At 53.3% G+C, this 20131-nt stretch carries 18 protein-coding genes, 1 tRNA gene and 1 pseudogene; 10 read left to right on the top strand and 10 right to left on the bottom strand.

Going from position 1 to position 20131, the window contains the following annotated elements; all coding sequences use genetic code 11:
* Positions 1-217 precede the first annotated feature (217 nt).
* From rfbC to rfbA, 4 genes are read left to right on the top strand one after another with little or no spacing between them, the layout of a single operon-like run.
* Entirely contained in the window at positions 218-787 is a 570-nt protein-coding gene (gene rfbC / locus AC2FIS_RS10220) for a dTDP-4-dehydrorhamnose 3,5-epimerase (RefSeq protein ID WP_496773209.1), read from the top strand.
* Positions 787-1836 carry a dTDP-glucose 4,6-dehydratase gene (rfbB, locus tag AC2FIS_RS10215; protein WP_496773208.1) on the top strand — a complete coding sequence of 350 codons (1050 nt, stop codon included), beginning with the start codon at positions 787-789 and terminating at the stop codon, positions 1834-1836. Before rfbC ends, rfbB begins: the two co-directional genes overlap by 1 nt.
* On the top strand, positions 1833-2696 hold the full coding sequence (gene rfbD / locus AC2FIS_RS10210; protein WP_496773207.1) for a dTDP-4-dehydrorhamnose reductase: 864 nt from the start codon (positions 1833-1835) through the stop codon (positions 2694-2696). Before rfbB ends, rfbD begins: the two co-directional genes overlap by 4 nt.
* Positions 2693-3601 carry a glucose-1-phosphate thymidylyltransferase RfbA gene (gene rfbA, locus AC2FIS_RS10205; protein ID WP_496773206.1) on the top strand — a complete coding sequence of 303 codons (909 nt, stop codon included), beginning with the start codon at positions 2693-2695 and terminating at the stop codon, positions 3599-3601. Before rfbD ends, rfbA begins: the two co-directional genes overlap by 4 nt.
* A 365-nt stretch (positions 3602-3966) precedes the next feature.
* Here rfbA and AC2FIS_RS10200 read toward each other — a convergent pair.
* Positions 3967-4128: pseudogene (locus AC2FIS_RS10200) on the bottom strand (integrase core domain-containing protein); the annotation flags it as partial.
* 67 nt (positions 4129-4195) lie between these two features.
* On the opposite strand from AC2FIS_RS10200, the gene AC2FIS_RS10195 reads away from it, so the two are divergent.
* A complete protein-coding gene (locus AC2FIS_RS10195) occupies positions 4196-4540 on the top strand; it encodes a hypothetical protein (protein WP_496773204.1) in 345 nt (114 codons plus the stop codon).
* Between the two features lie 21 nt (positions 4541-4561).
* On the opposite strand, the gene AC2FIS_RS10190 is transcribed toward AC2FIS_RS10195, so the two are convergent.
* The 3 genes from AC2FIS_RS10190 to AC2FIS_RS10180 form a co-directional block, all read right to left on the bottom strand.
* The gene (locus AC2FIS_RS10190; RefSeq protein ID WP_496773202.1) at positions 4562-5692 is read right to left on the bottom strand and encodes a rhamnan synthesis F family protein; all 1131 of its coding nucleotides are present in this window, start codon (positions 5690-5692) and stop codon (positions 4562-4564) included.
* Positions 5682-6692 (bottom strand): glycosyltransferase family 8 protein, encoded by a 1011-nt coding sequence (locus AC2FIS_RS10185; RefSeq protein WP_496773200.1) that lies wholly within the window; start codon positions 6690-6692, stop codon positions 5682-5684. Before AC2FIS_RS10185 ends, AC2FIS_RS10190 begins: the two co-directional genes overlap by 11 nt.
* A gap of 301 nt (positions 6693-6993) precedes the next feature.
* Entirely contained in the window at positions 6994-8772 is a 1779-nt protein-coding gene (locus AC2FIS_RS10180; protein ID WP_496773199.1) for an ABC transporter ATP-binding protein, read from the bottom strand.
* 587 nt (positions 8773-9359) lie between these two features.
* On the opposite strand from AC2FIS_RS10180, the gene AC2FIS_RS10175 reads away from it, so the two are divergent.
* From AC2FIS_RS10175 to glf, 3 genes are read left to right on the top strand one after another with little or no spacing between them, the layout of a single operon-like run.
* Positions 9360-10160: a glycosyltransferase family 25 protein gene (locus AC2FIS_RS10175; RefSeq protein ID WP_496773198.1), complete on the top strand. Its 801-nt coding sequence runs from the start codon at positions 9360-9362 to the stop codon at positions 10158-10160.
* Positions 10157-11047, top strand: coding sequence for a hypothetical protein (locus AC2FIS_RS10170; RefSeq protein WP_496773196.1), 891 nt, complete (start codon positions 10157-10159; stop codon positions 11045-11047). The genes AC2FIS_RS10175 and AC2FIS_RS10170 overlap by 4 nt, the downstream gene beginning before the upstream one ends.
* A gap of 1 nt (position 11048) precedes the next feature.
* A complete protein-coding gene (gene glf, locus AC2FIS_RS10165; RefSeq protein ID WP_496773195.1) occupies positions 11049-12197 on the top strand; it encodes a UDP-galactopyranose mutase in 1149 nt (382 codons plus the stop codon).
* Between the two features lie 26 nt (positions 12198-12223).
* Here glf and arsB read toward each other — a convergent pair whose 3' ends face one another.
* The 4 genes from arsB to AC2FIS_RS10145 are packed head-to-tail and all read right to left on the bottom strand — an operon-like array spanning position 12224 to position 16333.
* Positions 12224-13246 carry an ACR3 family arsenite efflux transporter gene (gene arsB / locus AC2FIS_RS10160; protein ID WP_496773194.1) on the bottom strand — a complete coding sequence of 341 codons (1023 nt, stop codon included), beginning with the start codon at positions 13244-13246 and terminating at the stop codon, positions 12224-12226.
* Positions 13243-14508: an organoarsenical effux MFS transporter ArsJ gene (gene arsJ, locus AC2FIS_RS10155; RefSeq protein WP_496773193.1), complete on the bottom strand. Its 1266-nt coding sequence runs from the start codon at positions 14506-14508 to the stop codon at positions 13243-13245. Before arsJ ends, arsB begins: the two co-directional genes overlap by 4 nt.
* Complete coding sequence (locus AC2FIS_RS10150) at positions 14505-15503, bottom strand: ArsJ-associated glyceraldehyde-3-phosphate dehydrogenase (protein WP_496773192.1); 999 nt, start codon at positions 15501-15503, stop codon at positions 14505-14507. The genes arsJ and AC2FIS_RS10150 overlap by 4 nt, the downstream gene beginning before the upstream one ends.
* Positions 15500-16333: an arsenate reductase/protein-tyrosine-phosphatase family protein gene (locus tag AC2FIS_RS10145; RefSeq protein WP_496773191.1), complete on the bottom strand. Its 834-nt coding sequence runs from the start codon at positions 16331-16333 to the stop codon at positions 15500-15502. The genes AC2FIS_RS10150 and AC2FIS_RS10145 overlap by 4 nt, the downstream gene beginning before the upstream one ends.
* A 223-nt stretch (positions 16334-16556) precedes the next feature.
* Here AC2FIS_RS10145 and AC2FIS_RS10140 point away from each other — a divergent pair.
* A tRNA-Thr gene (locus tag AC2FIS_RS10140) sits at positions 16557-16632 on the top strand.
* 349 nt (positions 16633-16981) lie between these two features.
* On the top strand, positions 16982-17467 hold the full coding sequence (gene bfr / locus AC2FIS_RS10135; RefSeq protein WP_108860610.1) for a bacterioferritin: 486 nt from the start codon (positions 16982-16984) through the stop codon (positions 17465-17467).
* Between the two features lie 78 nt (positions 17468-17545).
* Here the strand turns inward: bfr and AC2FIS_RS10130 are convergent, their stop codons facing one another.
* Positions 17546-17980, bottom strand: a complete 435-nt coding sequence (locus AC2FIS_RS10130; RefSeq protein WP_282170662.1) for a hypothetical protein — start codon at positions 17978-17980, stop codon at positions 17546-17548.
* Between the two features lie 213 nt (positions 17981-18193).
* Positions 18194-20122: a 1-deoxy-D-xylulose-5-phosphate synthase gene (gene dxs, locus AC2FIS_RS10125; protein ID WP_496773190.1), complete on the bottom strand. Its 1929-nt coding sequence runs from the start codon at positions 20120-20122 to the stop codon at positions 18194-18196.
* Between the last annotated feature and the right edge of the window lie 9 nt (positions 20123-20131).

The following is a 20131-nucleotide window of genomic DNA, read 5'->3' as shown; positions in this document are numbered from 1 at the left end:
TGAAATCTGCCTGGTGGTTTTTTCAATGAATAGCAGCCGGTGGCTGGATCTCCAGCGAAGTACTTGTAGTGACACGGCAAGTTGAATAAAGGTTCGATCAACGATCAAGAACCTTTTTAGTGCAAATATTTGCATAGCCGGGCTACTAAATTTGGACGGATTCATTCCTGGCTCCAAGCGTGCACTCAGATAGGCGAGAAAGACGATGGAGCGTTGAATGAAGGTTGAAAGAACTGCCTTTCCGGGGGTTTTGGTCGTCACACCAGAACGGTTCGAAGATGATCGCGGCTACTTCAGTGAGACTTGGAACCACGAGAAGATGAAGTCGTTTGGTGTCCACACGCAATTTGTTCAGGACAATCATTCTTTGTCCACATCATCGGGAACATTGCGTGGCTTTCACTTCCAAGCGCCACCGTTTGCGCAAGCCAAACTTGTACGTTGCGGTCATGGCCGCCTATTTGATGTAATTGTAGACATCCGCCGCGGGAGCCCAAGTTACGGCAAATGGTTGGGTGTGGAGCTTAGTTCGGAAAATGGCAAGCAATTGTATATTCCAAAAGGATTTTTGCATGGATTTCTAACCCGTGAATCGAATGCAGAAATAGTCTACAAATGCTCGGACTACTATTCGCCGGAGTCCGAGGGAACTGTGTGCTTCGATGACCCCGATATTAATGTTGACTGGGGTCTGGCGGGCCAAGTGCCCATACTATCCCCAAAAGACTCGACCGCCCGACGGTTAAGGGATGTGGCTAGCCCATTCGTTTTTGAAGGATCTCAATAATGAAAGTTCTTGTGACCGGTGGGGCCGGTTTTATCGGTTCTGCGGTCGTACGATTGGCGATTGCTCGCCGGCATGACGTCGTAAACCTGGACGCCTTGACCTATGCTGCTTGCCTCGAAAACGTCGCAAGTGTCGCCGATCATCCAAACTACTGTTTTGAACAAGCGGACTTGCGCCATCGAGCGGCAGTCGAAGAAGTTGTGGAAAAACACAAGCCGGATGCGATTATGCATCTGGCGGCAGAAAGTCACGTTGACCGGTCGATAGATGGGCCTGAGGACTTTATCGATACAAACATAAAGGGAACTTATAACCTTCTCGAGGCGGCCCGCAACCATTGGGAACGGACTGGTCGACCTAAGAAATTCAGGTTTCATCACGTTTCTACAGATGAAGTCTTTGGCTCTCTTCCTATGGATACTTCGATTAAGTTCACTGAAGAAACTTCATACGATCCAAGGTCGCCATATTCCGCGTCTAAAGCTGCGAGCGATCACTTAGTTCGCGCCTGGAACGCTACCTATGGATTGCCGGTCGTTTTAAGTAACTGTTCAAACAATTACGGCCCTTTTCATTTTCCCGAAAAGCTCATCCCCGTCACCATTTTGAATGCGTTGTTTGGTAAGCCGTTGCCGATCTACGGTGATGGATCGAACGTTCGAGACTGGTTGTATGTGGAAGATCACGCTGATGCTTTGATCGAGGTCATGACGAAAGGCCAGATTGGCCGTTCCTACAATATTGGTGGGAACAACGAATCCTCCAACCTTGATCTTGTTAAGGCGCTTTGCGCTATTTTAGATGAGCTACGTCCAAAGAGTGCCGGTAGCTACGCTGATCAAATCACCTTTGTGGAGGATAGGCTAGGACACGACGCCCGATATGCCATCGATGCGAAGCGAATTAGTGAGGAATTGGGATGGGAGCCCGCAGTGACTCTTGACGAGGGCCTGCGCAAAACAGTGCAATGGTATCTGGATAACGAAGCATGGTGGGGCCCGCTGCAGCAGCGTGACGGCGTAGGCAAGCGGCTCGGGACAAAAACGTGAAGGTTGTCGTTTTCGGGAAGACAGGCCAAGTAGCCCAGGAATTGCAGCGGCACGCAAGCGACGTTGTTGTGGAGGCAATCGGCCGAAACGTAGCCGATTTATCGGATCCTGATGCGTGCGCATCTTTAGTCAGGGCAACTGATGCCGACGCTGTCATCAACGCAGCGGCATTCACGGCTGTTGATGCTGCTGAAGGACAAGAAGAAGCGGCGCGGATAGTTAACGCCGTTTCTCCAGCAGCTATGGCGTCAGCAGCAGCAGAACGCGGTTTGCCTTTTTTGCACCTGTCAACTGATTACGTGTTCGATGGTAGTGGCACCGCGCCCTTCAAAGTGGACCATCCCACAGGTCCATTAGGTGCCTACGGACGCACAAAGCTGCAGGGCGAAGATGCCGTGCGGGTCGCAGGCGGAGTACACTTGATTTTGCGGACATCGTGGGTTTTTTCGAGTCATGGAAAAAACTTCGTCAAAACGATGCTACGCTTGGGTACCGATCGAGATGAGATTTCGGTCGTTGCCGATCAGATCGGCGGGCCTACGCCTGCAAAAGATATTGCAGATACGTGTCTGAACTGTGCCAGACAACTTATTCGCCAGCCCGAAAAATCAGGAACCTATCACTACTCGGGCGGGCCGGATACAAGTTGGGCCGAATTCGCCCGAGAGATTTTTCGGTTGAGCGGGGTTAGTTGCCGAGTCACTGATATTCCAAGCACCGCATTTCCGACGCCGGCAAAGCGCCCCCTGAACTCCAGATTGGACAACAGTGGTCTTGAGAGCGTTTTTGGAATTGAAAGACCAGATTGGCGCAATGGGCTTAAAGATACAATTTTTGAATCAGAGGCGATGAAATCATGACAGATCGCAAAGGAATTATCTTGGCTGGTGGATCGGGAACGCGGCTTTATCCGATCACAATCGGAGTCTCAAAGCAATTGCTGCCAATCTATGATAAGCCGATGATCTACTACCCAATCAGTGTGCTTATGTTAGCTGGTATCCGCGAAATCGCGATTATTACGACGCCACTTGATCAAGATCAGTTTAAGCGCGTCTTGGGCGACGGAGGCAAATGGGGCGTTTCCTTCACCTACATTGAACAAGCGAGTCCAGATGGCCTGGCGCAAGCCTATCTTTTGGCCGAAGAATTTCTGGACGGAGCGCCATCTGCGTTGGTTCTTGGAGATAACCTGTTTTTCGGGCACGGTTTGCAAGACGTGCTCGCAGCAGCTGACGTGGGCAATAAGGGCGGCACCGTTTTTGGATACCGGGTTTCTGACCCACAGCGATACGGCGTTGTTGGGTATGACGTGAGTGGCCGGGTAACTGAAATCGTTGAAAAGCCGATTGTGCCCCCATCGAATTACGCCGTGACAGGCCTTTACTTCATGGATGGAACAGCGCCTGAACGTGCGCGAGGGGTAAAACCTTCTGCGCGCGGGGAATTGGAAATCGTTGATCTTCTAAAAAGCTATCTTGATGAGGGCACGCTTGAAGTTCAGCAAATGGGTCGAGGATTTGCATGGTTGGATACGGGAACTCATTCTAGCCTACTTGACGCAGGAAACTTTGTCAGAACCTTGTCCGAGCGACAGGGTCAACAGGTTGGTAGCCCAGAGGAAATCGCTTTTCGCAAAGGATGGATAAGTGTCACAAAATTGAAAGAACTGGCGACAATGCTAAAGAAAAATGCATATGGGCAATACCTTTATGAGCTTGCCGAGACCGCTACCCAGGCCGAAAATTCCGACAGGGCATTTTGAAAGAGGTGGGCACCCTAATCTGGTTTTGGTCGTGCTTTACGGTTTTTCAAACCGTTGACGTTCAATACAGTGCATAATTTTGTTGTTAGATGCTCATGATGGTAATTTAGTTACAAAGTATTTGTCCGGTTTGCCTGCTCTGACGACTTTTGGAGTGAGTTGAAAATGCCCACTTTCATAGTAGAGATCTTGGTGCATTCAATGGCCGGGAAGAATGGTCAGAAGAAGCTGTCGATCTGTTCTTAGACGCAGGTGCCGGGCGTCTGGGTTGCGCAGGTGGCGCGTCGGTATTCGATGAACGCCAATCTGATCCACAATTGGCTTCGTGATCTGATCAGCCCTACCTGAGTGGTCCAGTTTGAATGTTAGTTCATGATCGGCCCAGGTTCCATCGGCACGATGGTTTCCGGCGCCGGTGGGCGGTAGCCCAAGGCACTATGTGGTCGTTTTGTGTTGCGGTGTTTCCTCCATTGTTCAATCAGGATTTGCGCGTCCCGTAGGCTGTAGAAGGTCTCGCTGTTCAGCACCGCGGCCAAGGGACAAAAGCACAGCGAAATTTGGATTCAACCGGCAATCTAGAGGGAATACGCAGATGTGGCGAAAGACTCAGAGATTGAAGTCGCGGCTGAACCGCAAAGGAGCGATCCACCCAAACGTCAGCAAAGCCGTTTGCCGCTGCCTGATCATCTGAAACGGCGAGACTCAGTACCTTCGGCAGGAGAAGACTGCACTGACTGCGGCGGTACTTTGCGCCAGTTCGGCCAGCATGCCGCCGGGGATCTGGAGTATTTCAGCGACGAGCGGCTTGAAATCGGCAACTACATCTGTGAACGCAGCATCCTTCCTACTATGGCCCCGAACCGCAAAAACTACCTGCTCATAAGTTCTTTTGGCGGCGGCAAGGTTGTTGCCACCTCCAGCTGTACAAGGCTCATTTGAATCCTATTGCAGCATGACAGCCTAAAGCAACTTGCGCCTTAGAAACTCTGCTTCCTCCAAAATCCCCCACGTATCACCATACTCCCGAATTATGCGGAGCGTCGTGTCGGATGCTTCCTGTTGGTGCCAAACTGGTGACTTCTTCAGGAATGGGAACTTCATTTCATTCAGGTTGAATTCTGGTGTCGCGTAGGCGACTCCCAAACATCGTGCCGCAGACAAGATCAGTGCACGCAGGCTGTCTTTATCCGTTTTTTCTTTCAAAACTCGATGTTTAAGCGCAAAAAATTCCGGATTTCCAAGCACAATCAAGTTCTCAGCGATGGTTCTCAAGCGCGTTTCTGAAAGGGGTTCTATAAACGCATTCATTCTTTCAATCGGGTATGTGGACGAAGTGGACCAACCCCGCGAAAGTGCCCATTGAGACAAACCAATTTCTCCGCGTAGGACAGTCAAGTCCTTGCTATTTGTCAGTGGAAAAGTAGCCCAATACTTAGAAAATGCCGGATCTGTGAATGCACGCGCGGAGAACGAAAGCGCGTATGACTGATAGTGGAAGTTCTTCCTCTGTGGGCCGTATCTCCAAGTCTCCGGACCCAGTGATTTTGGAACTTTAAGGGATCCCCCATAGTTCGAAGTTGCACCTGTAAAAATAGAGTTCTGAGCATCTAGAGACGAAAACCAGTTGGTGGCATTCGGAGCAGGAAACCAAACAGAATCGTTGAGCATAGTTACTCGCGATAACTCTTCGAAACGATCGCTCAGGTACAGGTATCCTTCTCGAAATGCTCCGAAGTCATATCCTTGATTTGGTCTTTCGATAACTACAGTCGCTCGCTCCGAGATGCTGTTCTTCTCGGTCTCGCTTAATGGTAGATTTGAAACAACAATCGGTGCGGCGCCTGATGCTACCAAAAAATCGAGCGCTTGAAGGTGCGACGGCCAAACACCGTGAAATGGCGCGATCACATAGATCGCAGCATGGTTTTTCCAGTGGATCGCACCTGGGGAAATCCGCACGCGACGGCGTGCTGTTAGGTCATAGAGGTAGGGCGAATACAGCCGCGACGAAACCCTATGGGTCAGTTTTGTTAACTGTTTCGCGGGCCGTGCAATCTCACGAATGAGTTTTGAAGCCTTCTTACCAGACACGGTTTACAGCCTTTCGGGACTTGCTAAATCGATTTCGAAGTGAGTTTTTAACCTGCCGTAAGAACCGCTTTGATGTAGTTTCACGCCAAGGTGTTTGGTTCCTAAGTTCCCAGTAGAGATGGCGCAATGGATGATTGCAGTTGGTGCACCATGGCTTTTTTCTATCGGTGAAATGGAGAATTCCAGGGGTTAGTGCTGACGCTAGGGCTTCTTCTGGTGTGTAAGCTGGTTCAATATCGTCAGGAATAAACAGCCGTGTGTTTGCGTTCCAACGAAGATCAAGGCAATGAGTTCGTCCCTTGAAGACCAGGTTTAAAATGTCTTGGTCCTGGAGTTCGAGGTTGATGGATTCATCAGACACGATTGTTTTGACTGATTGCCAATACTTCGCAGGGTCCAACGCCTCTAGGTCAAAAACCAAAACCCCGGCATTGAAATAGAAGGCGTTGTTTTCTAACTTCAATCGCTTTGCTTGTGTCAACCCGCCTTCATCCGGTGCTGCTGCGATCGGGCTTGAGCCAAGGTCTTGGCACCACAGCTTTCCAAGTTCGTCCGCGACGATTGTATCGCAATCCAGATAAATCACCCGCGAGGAAAACTCGCTTAGTACTTCGGGAATGAAAAGCCTGAGGTAAGTGGCCAGAGAAACATGATCACGGTTATCTGGAAGGCTGTTGAAACGTTCCACGTCGATTTCGTACCAGTGAAATGTGCAATCCGGCGCAACGTTCTCGAATGCGATCTGAACTTCAGAACCGATGTCACCCGCCTGCAAAACGTGCACGATCAGTTTTTCAGTTGGGCTCAATGCCTGAGATGCGGACAAGAGTGTTACGGCTGCATGCTGAACAAAATTGCGATCAAACGCTAAACAAATTTCAATCGTTTCGTTTGATGATCCTAGCGACATGCACTCAAGTTGCTCTTGAGTGTTTTCCGGCGCGGCCTGATTGTTCCGCTTGCCCATTTCCGTTGCCAGTTTGTCGTTACGTAAGGTCAAATTGTTCCTCGCTCTTGGGTTGTCATGACCCAAACAGCTAACTTTGTATTGCGTTCCGATTGCCAGTTACGGTGCTTCCAAAGAAGCGCCTCCAACCGTTTTTTGAATTTACGCCAGATATTAGCAACTTTGAATGGGGTCTTGGGCCTCTCATCTCAGGAAATTGAGCGTTTTCAAGCTAGATCAAGCAAGGCAGATCAACATCTTTCCCTAAAGCTACGTTCGTTTTCTAGCCTTGGCCAGGAAGCGGGAAAACGGCTCACCTAAACCTTACTTGCCAATAGCTTTCCTCACGAAATCGTCACTCTATAGCTGCGGTTTCGCGTTTCTTGAACTGCTGGTCGAACAGATTGCGGAATTGACCATTAAGTTGCATGAGTTCATCTAGGTTTCCTTGCTCGACCACGGTACCATCTTGAACGACCATGATTTTGTCCGCCTCAAGGACAGTTGAGAGGCGGTGCGCAATCACAATCACAGTCATATTCTGCGTCAGCGAATCCAACGCTGATTTGACCAAGGCTTCTGATTCCGCGTCCAACGCGCTGGTGGCTTCATCCAGCAACAATATTTCTGCATTGCGCAAGATCGCCCGAGCGATCGCAATGCGTTGCTTCTGACCGCCTGATAGGAAAGTCCCGTTTTCTCCAACCTGCGTGTCATAACCAGACGACAATTGGCAAATGAAATCATGCGCGTGCGCAGCTTTTGCGGCTTCCATGACCTCTTCGTCGGTCGCTTCTGGCGCTGAACATCGCAGGTTTTCCATGACAGTTGTCGAAAACAGGAACGTGTCCTGCCCTACGTAAGAAATTTTTTGCCGCAGAGAGGGGTAACTTGCAAACTGAATGTTCTGCCCATCGATTTCGACACTTCCTGAGTCGGGATCATAGAACCGCATGATCAGACCAAAGATTGTAGACTTTCCACCGCCAGATTGACCAACCAGCGCTGTTGTTTTGTTTGCTTCAAAGGTCAGGTTCATATTCTCGATAATGGGCATTGAGCCGTGATACCCAAAAGTGACGTTGCGCAGTGTTATCTCGCCAGGCCCGTCCAACAAATCGCGCGCTTCGGGGCTTTCCTGCATAGTGTCTTCCTGATCCAGCAAGCTAAACAACATGCCGACCCCGACCATGGCCGCCTCAATCTGAACGCGCATTTTTGATAGACGCTTGGCAGGCTCGTATGCCATCAGAAGAGCCGTAATAAAGGACATCAATTGACCGGCAGTTGGCGGTTCGCTTCCTGCGATCCCGAGAGTGCTAACGATCAAAACTCCAGCAACAGCCAGACCGGCCAGAAATTCCATTAAGGGGCTGGCAATAGACTGCAATTTTGCAATGTCGTTCGATCGCTCTTCGACCTTCAATATGGCTGTTTCCATCCGGTCGATCATCTTGTCTTCAAGTGCGAATACCTTGATCACCTTGATGCCGGTGGTTGTCTCCTGGAGGACACGAATGATCTCGGCAAGAGATTTGAATTCCTGCTGCATGATCGACCGCACGCCTTTCAAAAGATAGCGCACACCCAGCAAGGCAACCGGTCCGACCAGGAAAAACATGATCGACAGCACGGGCTGCTGATACACCATGACTATCACAAGGCCAATCAAAGTTAACGCATCACGTACAAACCCAGTTACAAGAACATCAATAAGCGTTCGCGCTGACTGTGCGCCAAGAGTTGTCCTGGTAAGTAGATCCGAAGACTCATTTTGGGCGAAAAATGAAACACCATGACGAAGTAGTTTACGATACACTCGATCCTGTTGCATCGCCACGATCCGATTGCCTGCGCGCGCCAAATAGATGGCCTGGATGTAGGACGCTACTGCCTTTGCCAAAAACAACGCGACTACGCCGAGGGCGATTGCAACCGCCCATTCGCGCATATCAGGACTGGTCATCGCATCGATAATATACTCCATCATAAACGCAGAGCCCGCGGTGGTCGCGGCAACGGCGATCATCGCAACGATGGCGACGGCATAAAGGCGTCCTTGGGCAAAAAAACTCTCGCCAATGAGGCGGCCCATATAGCCTGATCGCCATTCGGTCCAGGCACGCTTAATCATTGCTTTCTCCAGATCGTGAAATCATGCGCTCGCTCAGATAACCTATAATCGCTCCCGCCTAAAGGGCAGATCAAATGACGCGACAGAGTTGCCCAATCACAAGGTTGCGCAGGGGCCTCGTCAGATAAGGGTTGGCGTTGCGTTGTACAAGGTTTTGATGCTCCCGTTCAACAAGGGCGCGCGATGTATTGTGGGCTTTCGCGCGCCGCCCTCTACGTGGAGTTTTTAGGTCTAAGCCGGAAGGAGTCCGCACAACTTAATAGCGTCTTGTTTGCATCTCCTGCTGCACTAGAATCCGGAATTGTGAAGGGCAGCTTGAAGCGTTGGCAGAAACTATTGCTATCCCGCGTGATGGGGCCAGGCGATTTTCTTTTTGGTTTCATTGTGATATGTATATGCTTGGAAGAATGGAAGCTCTGATATTGTGGGGCAAATTACTGTAGCGCGAGAGTAACGATTAAATTTCGGCGGTTTTTTGCCGCAGTAAATCCTTGACGCGTCGCGGGAAAAGGATAGACCAGTTTCGCTTGTGCTTAGTAAATACGGCCCGTAGTAACACGGTGCAAAAAACTATTGGTAATGGAACAGTGTCGATTAAGGCCGTCATTCTGAGTTTGCCGAAAGACGTTGAACGGCGACGTTTCTGCGAAAGCGAATTTGCCCGCTTTGGCTTGAGCCATGAGTTTTGCGACGCCATTGCCGGAGATCAGCTAAACAACTCTGAGTTGCATCATTTGTATGATGCCGACATGAACCGGATCAAATTCAAGCGCCCGCTCAGCCGTAACGAGGTCGCCTGCACCCTTGGGCATCGTCAGATTTGGCAGGAAATTGCTGACTCTTCCGACTATGTCAGCCTTGTTTTGGAAGATGACGCAACTTTCGTGCAGGACCCCAGGCCATTTTTTAATGAACTGGCTGAGTGTGGTGAATGTTTTGAAGACGTCATGATCAAGATCGATGGTGTGTCCGGAAACAACGGGCAGGTTATTAAATCCGTTGCGGATCAGGATCTTGTCCTGTCGGACCGTCTGCCACCCAGAACCACAGGTTACATCATTGGCCGTCGTGCCGCCGCTCAGCTTTTGGCGATCGAGGCCCCGATTACGCGCCCCATCGACATAGACCTCAAGTTCTATTGGGAACACAACGTGCCCATTCTCACCCTCGCCGAGCAAATGGTTGCAGAGCGTAAAGAGACAGACAGCACGATTGACCACTGCCGCAGTAAAATGAAACCCGGCTCGCCCATGGCCAGATTCGTTCGAAACCTAATGTACCAGACAAAATACACGTACGGACGGTTGAGCCATCCGTTGAACCCAGACATGATCGAGGGGCTCGGCCCTTTGATGCAGGCCGGTAATCGGGTTCGGAACCGCGCATGAAGAATAGCCTTGTGGTTGTCCGTGCGGGCAACAAGTCATTGCACCATCGGTGGCAAGAAATCCCCTATGAAGATCGCACCTACGATCTTCTGATCAGCTATTTCTCAGACGAGGCATTTGCGGCATTCAAACCTGAACCCGGTGTCGAGGCTGTGCTGGTAAAAGGCGGCAAATGGGACGGATTGTTCAAAACCCTCGCCGACCGTGACCTTGATAAGTATGACTACTATTGGCTGCCGGATGACGATCTGGACATCAGCGCTGCGGATGTAAATGCGCTGTTTGATGCCATGCAGGTTCACGGATTGCGTATTGCACAACCGTCGCTGACCCCCGAAAGCTATTTCTCGCATTTTGTGTTCAGCCAATGCCCGGGCTTCGTGCTGCGGTACACAAACTATATTGAGATCATGGCCCCGTGCCTGCACAAGGATATCCTGAAGAAAGCACTGCCGCTGTTTCAGGGCACCATGAGTGGCTATGGTCTGGACTATATCTGGTGCCGATGGGCTGAGGCTGGCGCGTTTCGAACCGCCATTCTGGACGAGATCGCGATGCACCACACGCGGCCGATCGGAAAGAACCTGAAAGCTGCGATGGCCGAGTCGAATAACCTCAGCTCAGAGGAAGAAGAGGCCGTTCTAAAGCAGATGTTTGATCTGTCGCGGCGTACCGTTCCGGTCGTCTTTGCCGCGATCCTGCAAGGTGGGCAACCCATCTCAGGTCGTTTGCAGTTGGGATGGCACATGTGCCGGGCATGGATGTCGGTCCTGCCGAAGTTCCGCAGTGCCAGCGAGGCGCGCTCGGGAATTTTCAAAATTGCCCGCCGTCAGCTGATCAAACCCCTCGACATGACGACGATTTCGATGAAACAGGAAAGCCCCTGATATGCAGTTTTTGATGGTTGGGGCCGGATTGTCTGGGGCTGTGATCGGTCGGGAACTTGCGGAACAAGGGCATGATGTCACCGTGGTCGACAGCCGTGACCATATCGGCGGCAATTGCCACACGGAACGTGACGCCGATACCGGCGTCATGGTTCATGTCTACGGGCCACACATCTTCCATACTGATGATGAAGAGGTCTGGCAGTATGTGAACCAATACACCAACTTCCTGCCCTATAAAAACCGGGTCAAAACCACGTCCCAAGGGCAGGTCTACTCGCTGCCGGTGAACCTGCATACAATCAACCAGTTCTTTGGAAAGACCATGCACCCGGACGAGGCCCGCACGTTTATCACCGAAGAACAGGCTGATACATCCATCACCGACCCGCAGAGTTTCGAGGAACAGGCGATGCGGTTCGTCGGTCGCGACCTTTATGAGGCGTTTTTCAAAGGCTACACGATCAAACAGTGGGGATGTCACCCATCCGAGCTGCCGGCGTCGATCCTGAAACGCCTGCCGGTTCGGTTCAACTACGACGACAATTACTTTTTCCATAATTTCCAGGGCATGCCCGAGAGCGGTTACACCGATATGATCGCCGGTATCCTCGATCACCCCGGCATCACGGTGAAGCTGAAAACCACTTTCGATCGCAGCATGGCGGATAACTTCGATCACGTGTTCTATTCTGGCCCGCTGGATGGCTATTTCGACTATGAGCTTGGCCGCCTGGGCTATCGCACGCTTGACTTCGAACGGTTCACCTATGACGGCGACTATCAAGGCTGCGCGGTGATGAACTATGGCGAGGAAGAGGTGCCCTTTACCCGGATTACTGAGCACAAACACTTTTCGCCATGGGAAACGCATGACGGCTCGGTCTGCTATCGCGAGTTTTCTCGAGCCGCTGGTCCGGATGACATACCGTATTACCCGATCCGTCAGCTAAAGGAAAAAGCGCTGCTGGGTGAGTATGTTGCGCTGGCGGAAGACACCCAAAACGTCACATTTGTTGGTCGTCTGGGCACCTATCGATATCTGGATATGGATGTCACGATCCGCGAGTCGCTGGATACCGCCCGGGCGGTGCTGTCTGCGATCTCGGAAAAGGAACGGTTAAAGCCGTTCTTTGTTCCAGTTCTCTGACACACACGATGGAGCGTTAGTTAGGTCTACGACGGCGCGGGTTCGGGAAACCGCGCCCGTGTACGGTTTGCAAAGGCAACCAGCGACAGCATCACCGGAACCTCTACCAAAACGCCGACCACAGTCGCTAGCGCCGCGCCCGAGTTCAGTCCGAACAGGCTGATGGCCACGGCGACGGCCAGCTCAAAGAAGTTCGACGTTCCGATCATCGCGCAAGGTGCGGCGATCCGGTGTGGCACCTTCAGTGCATAGGCTGCACCATAAGCCAGGGCAAAGATGCCGTAGCTCTGGATCAGGATGGGTACTGCGATCAGGACGATCACCAGCGGTTTGGCCAGAATAGTCTGTCCCTGCAAGCCGAACAGAATGACGACAGTGGCGATCAGGCCGATGACCGACCAGGGTTTGACTCGTGCGGAAAACGCGTCGATGGCCTGGGGCGATCCCAATGTACGGCGCGTTATCAGGCCGGCGATCAGCGGCAAAACGACGTACAGCACAGTTGCCAGAACCAGAGTCTGCCATGGCACCTGGATATCGGTCACCCCCAGCAGAAAGGCCACGATCGGGGCGAATGCCACCACCATGATCAAGTCGTTCACTGACACCTGTACCAGCGTATAGGTCGCATCGCCCCTGGTCAGCTGAGACCAGACGAACACCATTGCGGTGCACGGTGCAGCACCTAGCAGGATCAGCCCGGCGGTGTATTGAGACGCGTCTTCAGGTTCGATCCATGGTGCGAAGACATGCTCAAAGAACAGCACTGCCAAAAAGGCCATGGTGAATGGTTTGATCAGCCAGTTGACGACGAGCGTTACGATCAACCCGCGCGGCTGGCGTGCAACGCCTGCCACCGCACCGAAATCGACGCCGACCATCATGGGGTAGACCATTGCCCAGATCAGCAAGGCCACAACCAGATTGACGCTAGCCACTTCGGCCGAGGCGATCAGTTGAACCAGCCCGGGTGCAATCAGTCCGATCAATACGCCGCCGACCATTGCCAGCGCGACCCAGACGGTCAGGTAGCGTTCGAAGATGCTCATGTATATGCCTCGGTTGTCTGGTCGGTTAGTTTGCCGGAGGTCAGGGCGGCCAGCGCGACCATAGCAGCAACGGTGCCCAGAACCAGTGGAAGCCCGCCAATCTGATAGGTAAGTCCTGACAGGACAGTGCCGACCAGGCGGCCAGTCGCGTTGGCCATGTAGTAAAAGCCCACATCCATCGTCACACGCTCGGACTTGGTGAAAGCCAGGATAAGGTATGAGTGCAGCGCTGAATTGACGGCGAAGATCGCCCCGAAAGCCAATAGGCCCGCGATTAGCGTAACGGTCAGCCATGTCTCGGGGCCGGATGAGAGCAGAACTGCGATGGTCAAGGCAGCAGGCACGCAGAACAGCGCCGCGGCCCAATTCTTGGCTGCATGGATCAGATCCCCTTCCGGGCGTTCCTTTGCACGCAGGATTTTCGGCGCGCTGGCCTGAACAGCGCCGTAAAGTATGACCCAAACGGCCATGAATGTACCGATCATGAAAAATGCGGCACGGTTGCCATCCTCAGTTCCATCCGACAGCACCGCGTAGAAATAGATCGGGATGCCGACTACAAACCACACATCCCGCGCGCCAAACAAGAAGACACGAGCGGCGGACAGCCAATTCACGTTGGCGGATTTTGAGAAGACCTCGGAGAATTTGGCGCTTTTGCGCCCTTTGGGCAGGCCGGTCGGCATGAACAGGATGACGGCGACGAGGAATGCGGCAAGAATGATCGCCATTGCCAGAACGGCCCACATAAAGCCCACTGTCGCCAACAGTGCCGCTCCAAGCAGAAACCCAAACCCTTTCACAGCGTTCTTCGAGCCGGTCAAAATCGCGACCCAGCGGAACAAACCTCCGCCTTCGGTCGGGGCCAGCAGTTTGACGGCGGATTTTGAGGACATCTTGGCCAGATCCTTTGCAACCCCGCTGGCCCCTTGCACGATCATCACAAAGACAACTTTCGCCGGAATCGCCCAATTAGGGTCTAATTGCGTAAGAACCAGCAACGCTCCAATCTGCAGTGCCAGCCCCGCATAAAGCGTCGAGGTCAGCCCGAACCGCGCCGCGATCCAACCTGCGGCAAGGTTCGTGCCAATGCCGGCGATCTCATACAAAACAAACAGATACGCCAGCTGAACCGGTGAGAATCCCATGCTGTGAAAGTGCAGCAGCACCAGCATACGCAGGGCCCCGTCAGTCAGCATGAAGGCCCAATAGGCTGCTGTGACCGTGATATAGGCCGACATACCTTCGGGCCTTTGGGTCACAGCGAGGCACCAACCATCAGGGCAACGTCGACCAAACGATGGGCGTAACCCATTTCATTGTCGTACCAGGCATAGATTTTCACCTGCGTCCCGTTCACCACCATGGTCGAAGGCGCATCCACAATCGAGGACCGTTCGTCGTTGGTGTAGTCGGTTGAAACCAGCGGTCGCGTCTCATAGCCGAGGATGTCTTTCAACTCACCTTCGGCAGCGGCCTTGAACAGCGCGTTGACGTCTTCGACGGTGGTTTCACGCTCAACCTCGAAGACGCAATCCGTCAGCGAGGCGTTTAGCAACGGAACCCGCACGGCGTGACCATTCAGCCGCCCCTTGAGTTCCGGGTAGATCAGCGTGATTGCAGTAGCCGACCCGGTGGTGGTCGGGATCAGAGAGTTCAAAGCAGATCGCGCCCGGCGCAGATCTTTGGCGGGGCGGTCCACGATGGTTTGCGTGTTGGTCACGTCGTGAATTGTGGTCATTGATCCGTGGCGAATACCAAGGTTTTCATGGATGACCTTGACCACCGGGGCCAGACAATTCGTGGTGCAGGAGGCCGCCGTCACGATGCTGTGGACATCCGGATCATAAGTGGCCTCGTTCACGCCCATAACGATGTTGGCGGTCGGGCCATCCTTGACGGGGGCCGAGACAACAACCTTCTTAACACCCGCTTCGAAATAGGGGGCCAGCTTGGCCTCGGTCTTGAAGACACCGGTGCAGTCGATCACCACATCGACACCGTCCAGCGGTAGTTCCGCCAGATCTCTGGTGCCGACAAAGGGTAGGCGGATGCCGTTGATCGTAACGCTGTCGGCGTCATGCGCGAACGCGGCATCCCAGCGCCCATGAACAGTGTCAAACTCCAGCAGGTGCGCGTGCATTTCGGGGTCACCCACCGCATCATTGATCCAGGCGATCTTGGCGCCTTTGTCGAGCAGCGGTTTCAAGGCCAGCTTTCCCATCCGGCCCAACCCATTCACAGCATAAGTCGTCATTTCATGTCCTCAGTGGGCGTTCTGCCGATGTCATCAACAGCAGTTTGCAGTGCGATCCGGTCGAGGCTTTCGACCGGCAAAGACGTAAAGGCTTCAATCCGGCGCTTGAGCGCGCCATATGCATGTTGAAATGCAAGGCTTCTTTCGGCATCCGTGCCCTCGGCCCTGACCGGGTCCGGCATGCCCCAATGGCCACTGATTGGCTGGCCTTCCCAGGCCGGACATTCCTCATTTGCGGCCTGATTGCAGACCGTGAAGACGAAATCCATCTCGGGCGCGCCGGGGTCTGCAAATTCGGACATGTTCTTGGACCGCAGGATGGATGTGTCATGCCCTTTGTCGTCCAGAACTTGCACGGCCATCGGGTTGAGCTCGGATGTGGGTTGCGTACCGGCCGAGAAAACGTTGAACCGGTCACCCCCCAGCGTGCGCAGCAGGGATTCCGCAAAAATCGAGCGGGCAGAATTGCCCACACACAAAAACAAGACGTTGAATTTCCGATCCGTCGCCGCCTTATTTCCCTGAGCAAATGGCATGCAGATATCAGGGCGACCGCGACAGCAATCGACAATCAGATAATCGAGCATCTGCTGCACGTTCTTCATTTCAATCGAATAGAGCAGAGATGTCCCGGAACGTTCCTGCGTGACCAACCCCGAACGCTGAAGCGCGTTCAGATAGTTCGACAAGGTGCTGGCCTTCACGTCGAGTTCCGCCGCCAGTTCGCCTGCCGGGACGCTGTCAGGAAAACGTCGCATGAGCATGCGAAACACAAGGATACGCTGCGGATGACCCAGGATGGCCAATTGGTCTGTTATCTGTTCTATCATATTTCATGAAATATTAAAATAAGACAACCCAGTCAACCGAAATTACACGATCATCGAAGGTGTGGGTAAGCGTCCGAATAGGCGTGATATTCTGGCTGGAGTGTGGTGATGGACAGGGCTTCAAGCAATCTGAGCTGTGGGAATCACCATCACACACCGGTAGGCGTCCAAGGATATCGAGACTTGCACGCATCTGCCCGAGGGTTTAAAGGAACCGTCGCTTGCCTCAATAGCTCAGCTGGTAGAGCAGGTCCTTCGTAAGGACAAGGTCGGGGGTTCGAGTCCCTCTTGAGGCACCACTTTCCCCTGCATAGTTATGCTCAATTAGCAACTTACCTAGTAATCTCATATTTCGTTCGCCCTTTTGGGCCTCCGTCGGAAGCGCTCGCTCGGGTGTTTTTACCTGCCTGAGTATGATCCTCCGGAGTTATGCGCTCGATCGGTAGGTAGGTGCAGGACATCGCGTACCTGCGGGAAGAACGCTTTTGGATGACGTGTTCTTTTCCAAATGAGAATCGTCAGGATATCCTCAATTACCTGTTTTAAAACAGATATTTGAAGGTTTTGGGTTAAGCTGCTCTGGTGGTAGCATTCAGCTTAAAAAGTTGTTTTCTTACCAGTTTTTTGACACAGCCAAGGAGTTTCATCATGAAAGGTGACAAAAAGGTAATCGAATACCTGAACAAAGCTCTGCGTCACGAACTAACGGCCGTCAGCCAATACTGGCTGCACTATCGCCTGCAAGACGATTGGGGTCTTGGCAGCATGGCCAAGAAAAGCCGTGAAGAATCCATTGAAGAGATGGAACACGCCGACAAACTGATCGAGCGGATCATTTTCCTGGAAGGTCATCCCAACCTGCAAAAACTTGATCCCCTGCGGATCGGCGAAAACCCCCGGGAAACGCTGGAATGCGATCTTGCGGCGGAACAAAGCGCGCGGGCGCTTTACAAAGAGGCGCGGGATGTCTGCAAAGAGGCCGGAGACTATGTCTCGATGGGATTGTTCGAAAGCCTGATGTCGGATGAGGAAGGCCATATCGACTTTCTGGAGACTCAGATCGAACTGTATGATCGCGTCGGGCCCGAACTTTTCGCGCAACTCAATGCAACTAAAATGGAAGACGCCGAATAGGTGGTCGTGTTGGCGACGATGGTCGCGGGCATTGGGGTTCCTATCAGCGGGAGGCTGCAGGATTAGGGCGTCGTTGCCCTAAACACATTCCTGCACGCCGAGACCTATCAAGTATTCACCGGTCACGAACAAAAGCTCATTTGGTCCGGCGAACCGCGCTTTGGACATGAACCAGTTTCTGACCGGGTTTGGGTAGTAGCTGGACAGTGACGCGCTTTTCCTGTCGAACTCATCTGCCGTCATTTTCTTTCGGTTCGAGCGATGGGGGCCATGAAAGCCAAAGATAGTCTCGGGCGAAACGCAAACTTCGTCCGCACCCAGCAGCATGGTGCAGCTAGAGTGGCAAAAATCTCCGATGATTTGAAACTGCGCGTTTGTCCGGTTGGCGATTTCGATCTGAACCATGCGATCCACAATCCGCCCACCCGGATCATTGCCAACCTGAATCTCTTTCGAACTTGCCGGCATACTCATCAGAACGAGCGTCGCCAACGCTGCTATCGTGTTTCTCATCCGCCCGCCTGCTCAAGGGTGGAGTTTTCGTTTTTCTTACCATTATCAGAAAAGCGGGCGTGCAGGAACGGCGCGCCGGGACGCAAGTGGTTTCTGTGTTCTCAAGGACTCACCCGAAACCGGATGAATTCGACGGCTTTCCGAAAATTACGCAAAAAACGCTGCTTACGGATTTTCAAACAACGGCAAAATTCAGTTGCCTAGCGTCGTGCCTCAGGCGCGTTTTTCGCCGATGGTTGCAACACCCAGAACGGATAGCACCTTGGCCTCGATCTGTTCGGCATTCAGGCCCGCTACCGCATACATATCAGCGGGGTTGGCCTGGTCGATAAAGGTATCGGGCAAAACCATTGAACGGTACTTGAGGCCTTGATCAAAGACGCCCTCATCGGCCAAAAGCTGGGCAACATGGCTGCCAAAACCGCCGATGGCACCTTCTTCAATGGTGATCAGTGCTTCGTGGTTGGCCGCCAGATCCAATATCAGGTCGCGGTCCAAGGGCTTGGCAAATCGAGCATCAGCGATAGTGGGGGCGATCCCACGCGCAGTCAAAGCTTCGGCCGCTTTCTGCACTTCGGCCAGCCGTGTCCCGAAGGACAACAGTGCGACCCGCGCGCCTTCTTGGATGATCCGGCCTTTGCCGATTTCCAGAACCTCGCCACGTTCCGGCAAGTCGACGCCGACACCTTCACCGCGAGGATAGCGGAACGCAATCGGGCCTTCATTATGCGCGACGGCGGTGGCCACCATATGCACCAGCTCGGCCTCATCCGCTGCGGCCATGACCACAATACCGGGCAGGTTTGACAAATAGGCGATATCGAACGACCCCGCATGGGTCGCGCCATCCGCGCCCACCAACCCTGCACGGTCGATCGCAAAACGAACCGGCAGGCGCTGAATGGCTACGTCATGCACGACTTGATCGTAGCCACGCTGCAAAAACGTGGAATAAATTGCACAGAAGGGCTTCATCCCGCCGGCGGCAAGAGCGGCGGCGAAGGTCACGCCGTGCTGTTCGGCAATCGCCACATCGAAACAGCGTGACGGGTAGCGTTCCGCAAACAAGTTCAGCCCGGTGCCGTCGGGCATCGCAGCGGTGACCGCAACGATCTTGTCATCGCGCGCGGCCTCTTCCACCAGAGTTTTGCCAAAGACCGACGTGTAAGACGGAGCATTAGAAGGTGCTTTCTTCTGCTCGCCCGTGACGACGTCGAACTTCGCTGTCGCATGGCCTTTGTCGCGGGCCTGCTCGGCTGGGGCATACCCCTTGCCCTTCTTTGTCAGCACATGAATCAGGATCGGGCCCGTGGCGCGGGCCTTGACCGTGCGCAGGACAGGCAACAGCTGATCCATATCGTGCCCGTCGATCGGACCGAGATAAGAAAAGCCTAGCTCCTCAAACAATGTGCCGCCCACGGCCATGCCCTTGAGCATCTCCTTGGCGCGCTTGGCGCCCTCGCGGAAGGGTTCCGGCAACAAAGACACTGCACCTTTGGCGGCGGCTTTCAGATCGTGGAATGGTTCTTCGGCGTAAATGCGCGACAGGTAATTGGACAGCGCGCCGACGGGCGGTGCGATGCTCATTTCATTGTCATTGAGAATGACGATCAGGCGTTTCTTCAGGTGTCCGGCGTTGTTCATCGCCTCAAAGGCCATGCCTGCAGACATTGAACCGTCACCGATCACGGCAATCGCGTCACCCAATCCCTCGGGCGTCACACCGCCTAGATCGCGCGCAACGGCAAACCCCAGCGCGGCACTGATCGAGGTTGAGCTGTGTGCTGCGCCAAACGGGTCATAGGGGCTTTCGCTGCGCTTGGTGAAGCCGCTCAACCCGTCTTTCATCCGCAGGGTGCGGATGCGATCGCGCCGTTCGGTCAGGATTTTGTGCGGATAGCATTGGTGACCAACGTCCCAGATGATCTTGTCGCGCGGCGTATCGAACACGGCGTGCAGGGCGGTCGTCAATTCCACCACGCCCAGGCCTGCGCCCAGATGCCCACCGGTGACAGACACGGCCGATATTGTCTCGGTCCGCAATTCCTGCGCCAACTGATGCAACTGTGCGTCCGAAAACTGCTTGAGATCCGCAGGGCGGTTCACAAGGTCCAGCAGGGGCGTATTCGGGCGGTCAGACATATGGCGTTC

It is taken from the genome of Ruegeria sp. CDSB113, from assembly GCF_059611045.1.
The sequence above is the reverse complement of the archived record's forward strand: the minus strand, read 5'-3'. Positions and strand labels throughout refer to the sequence as shown.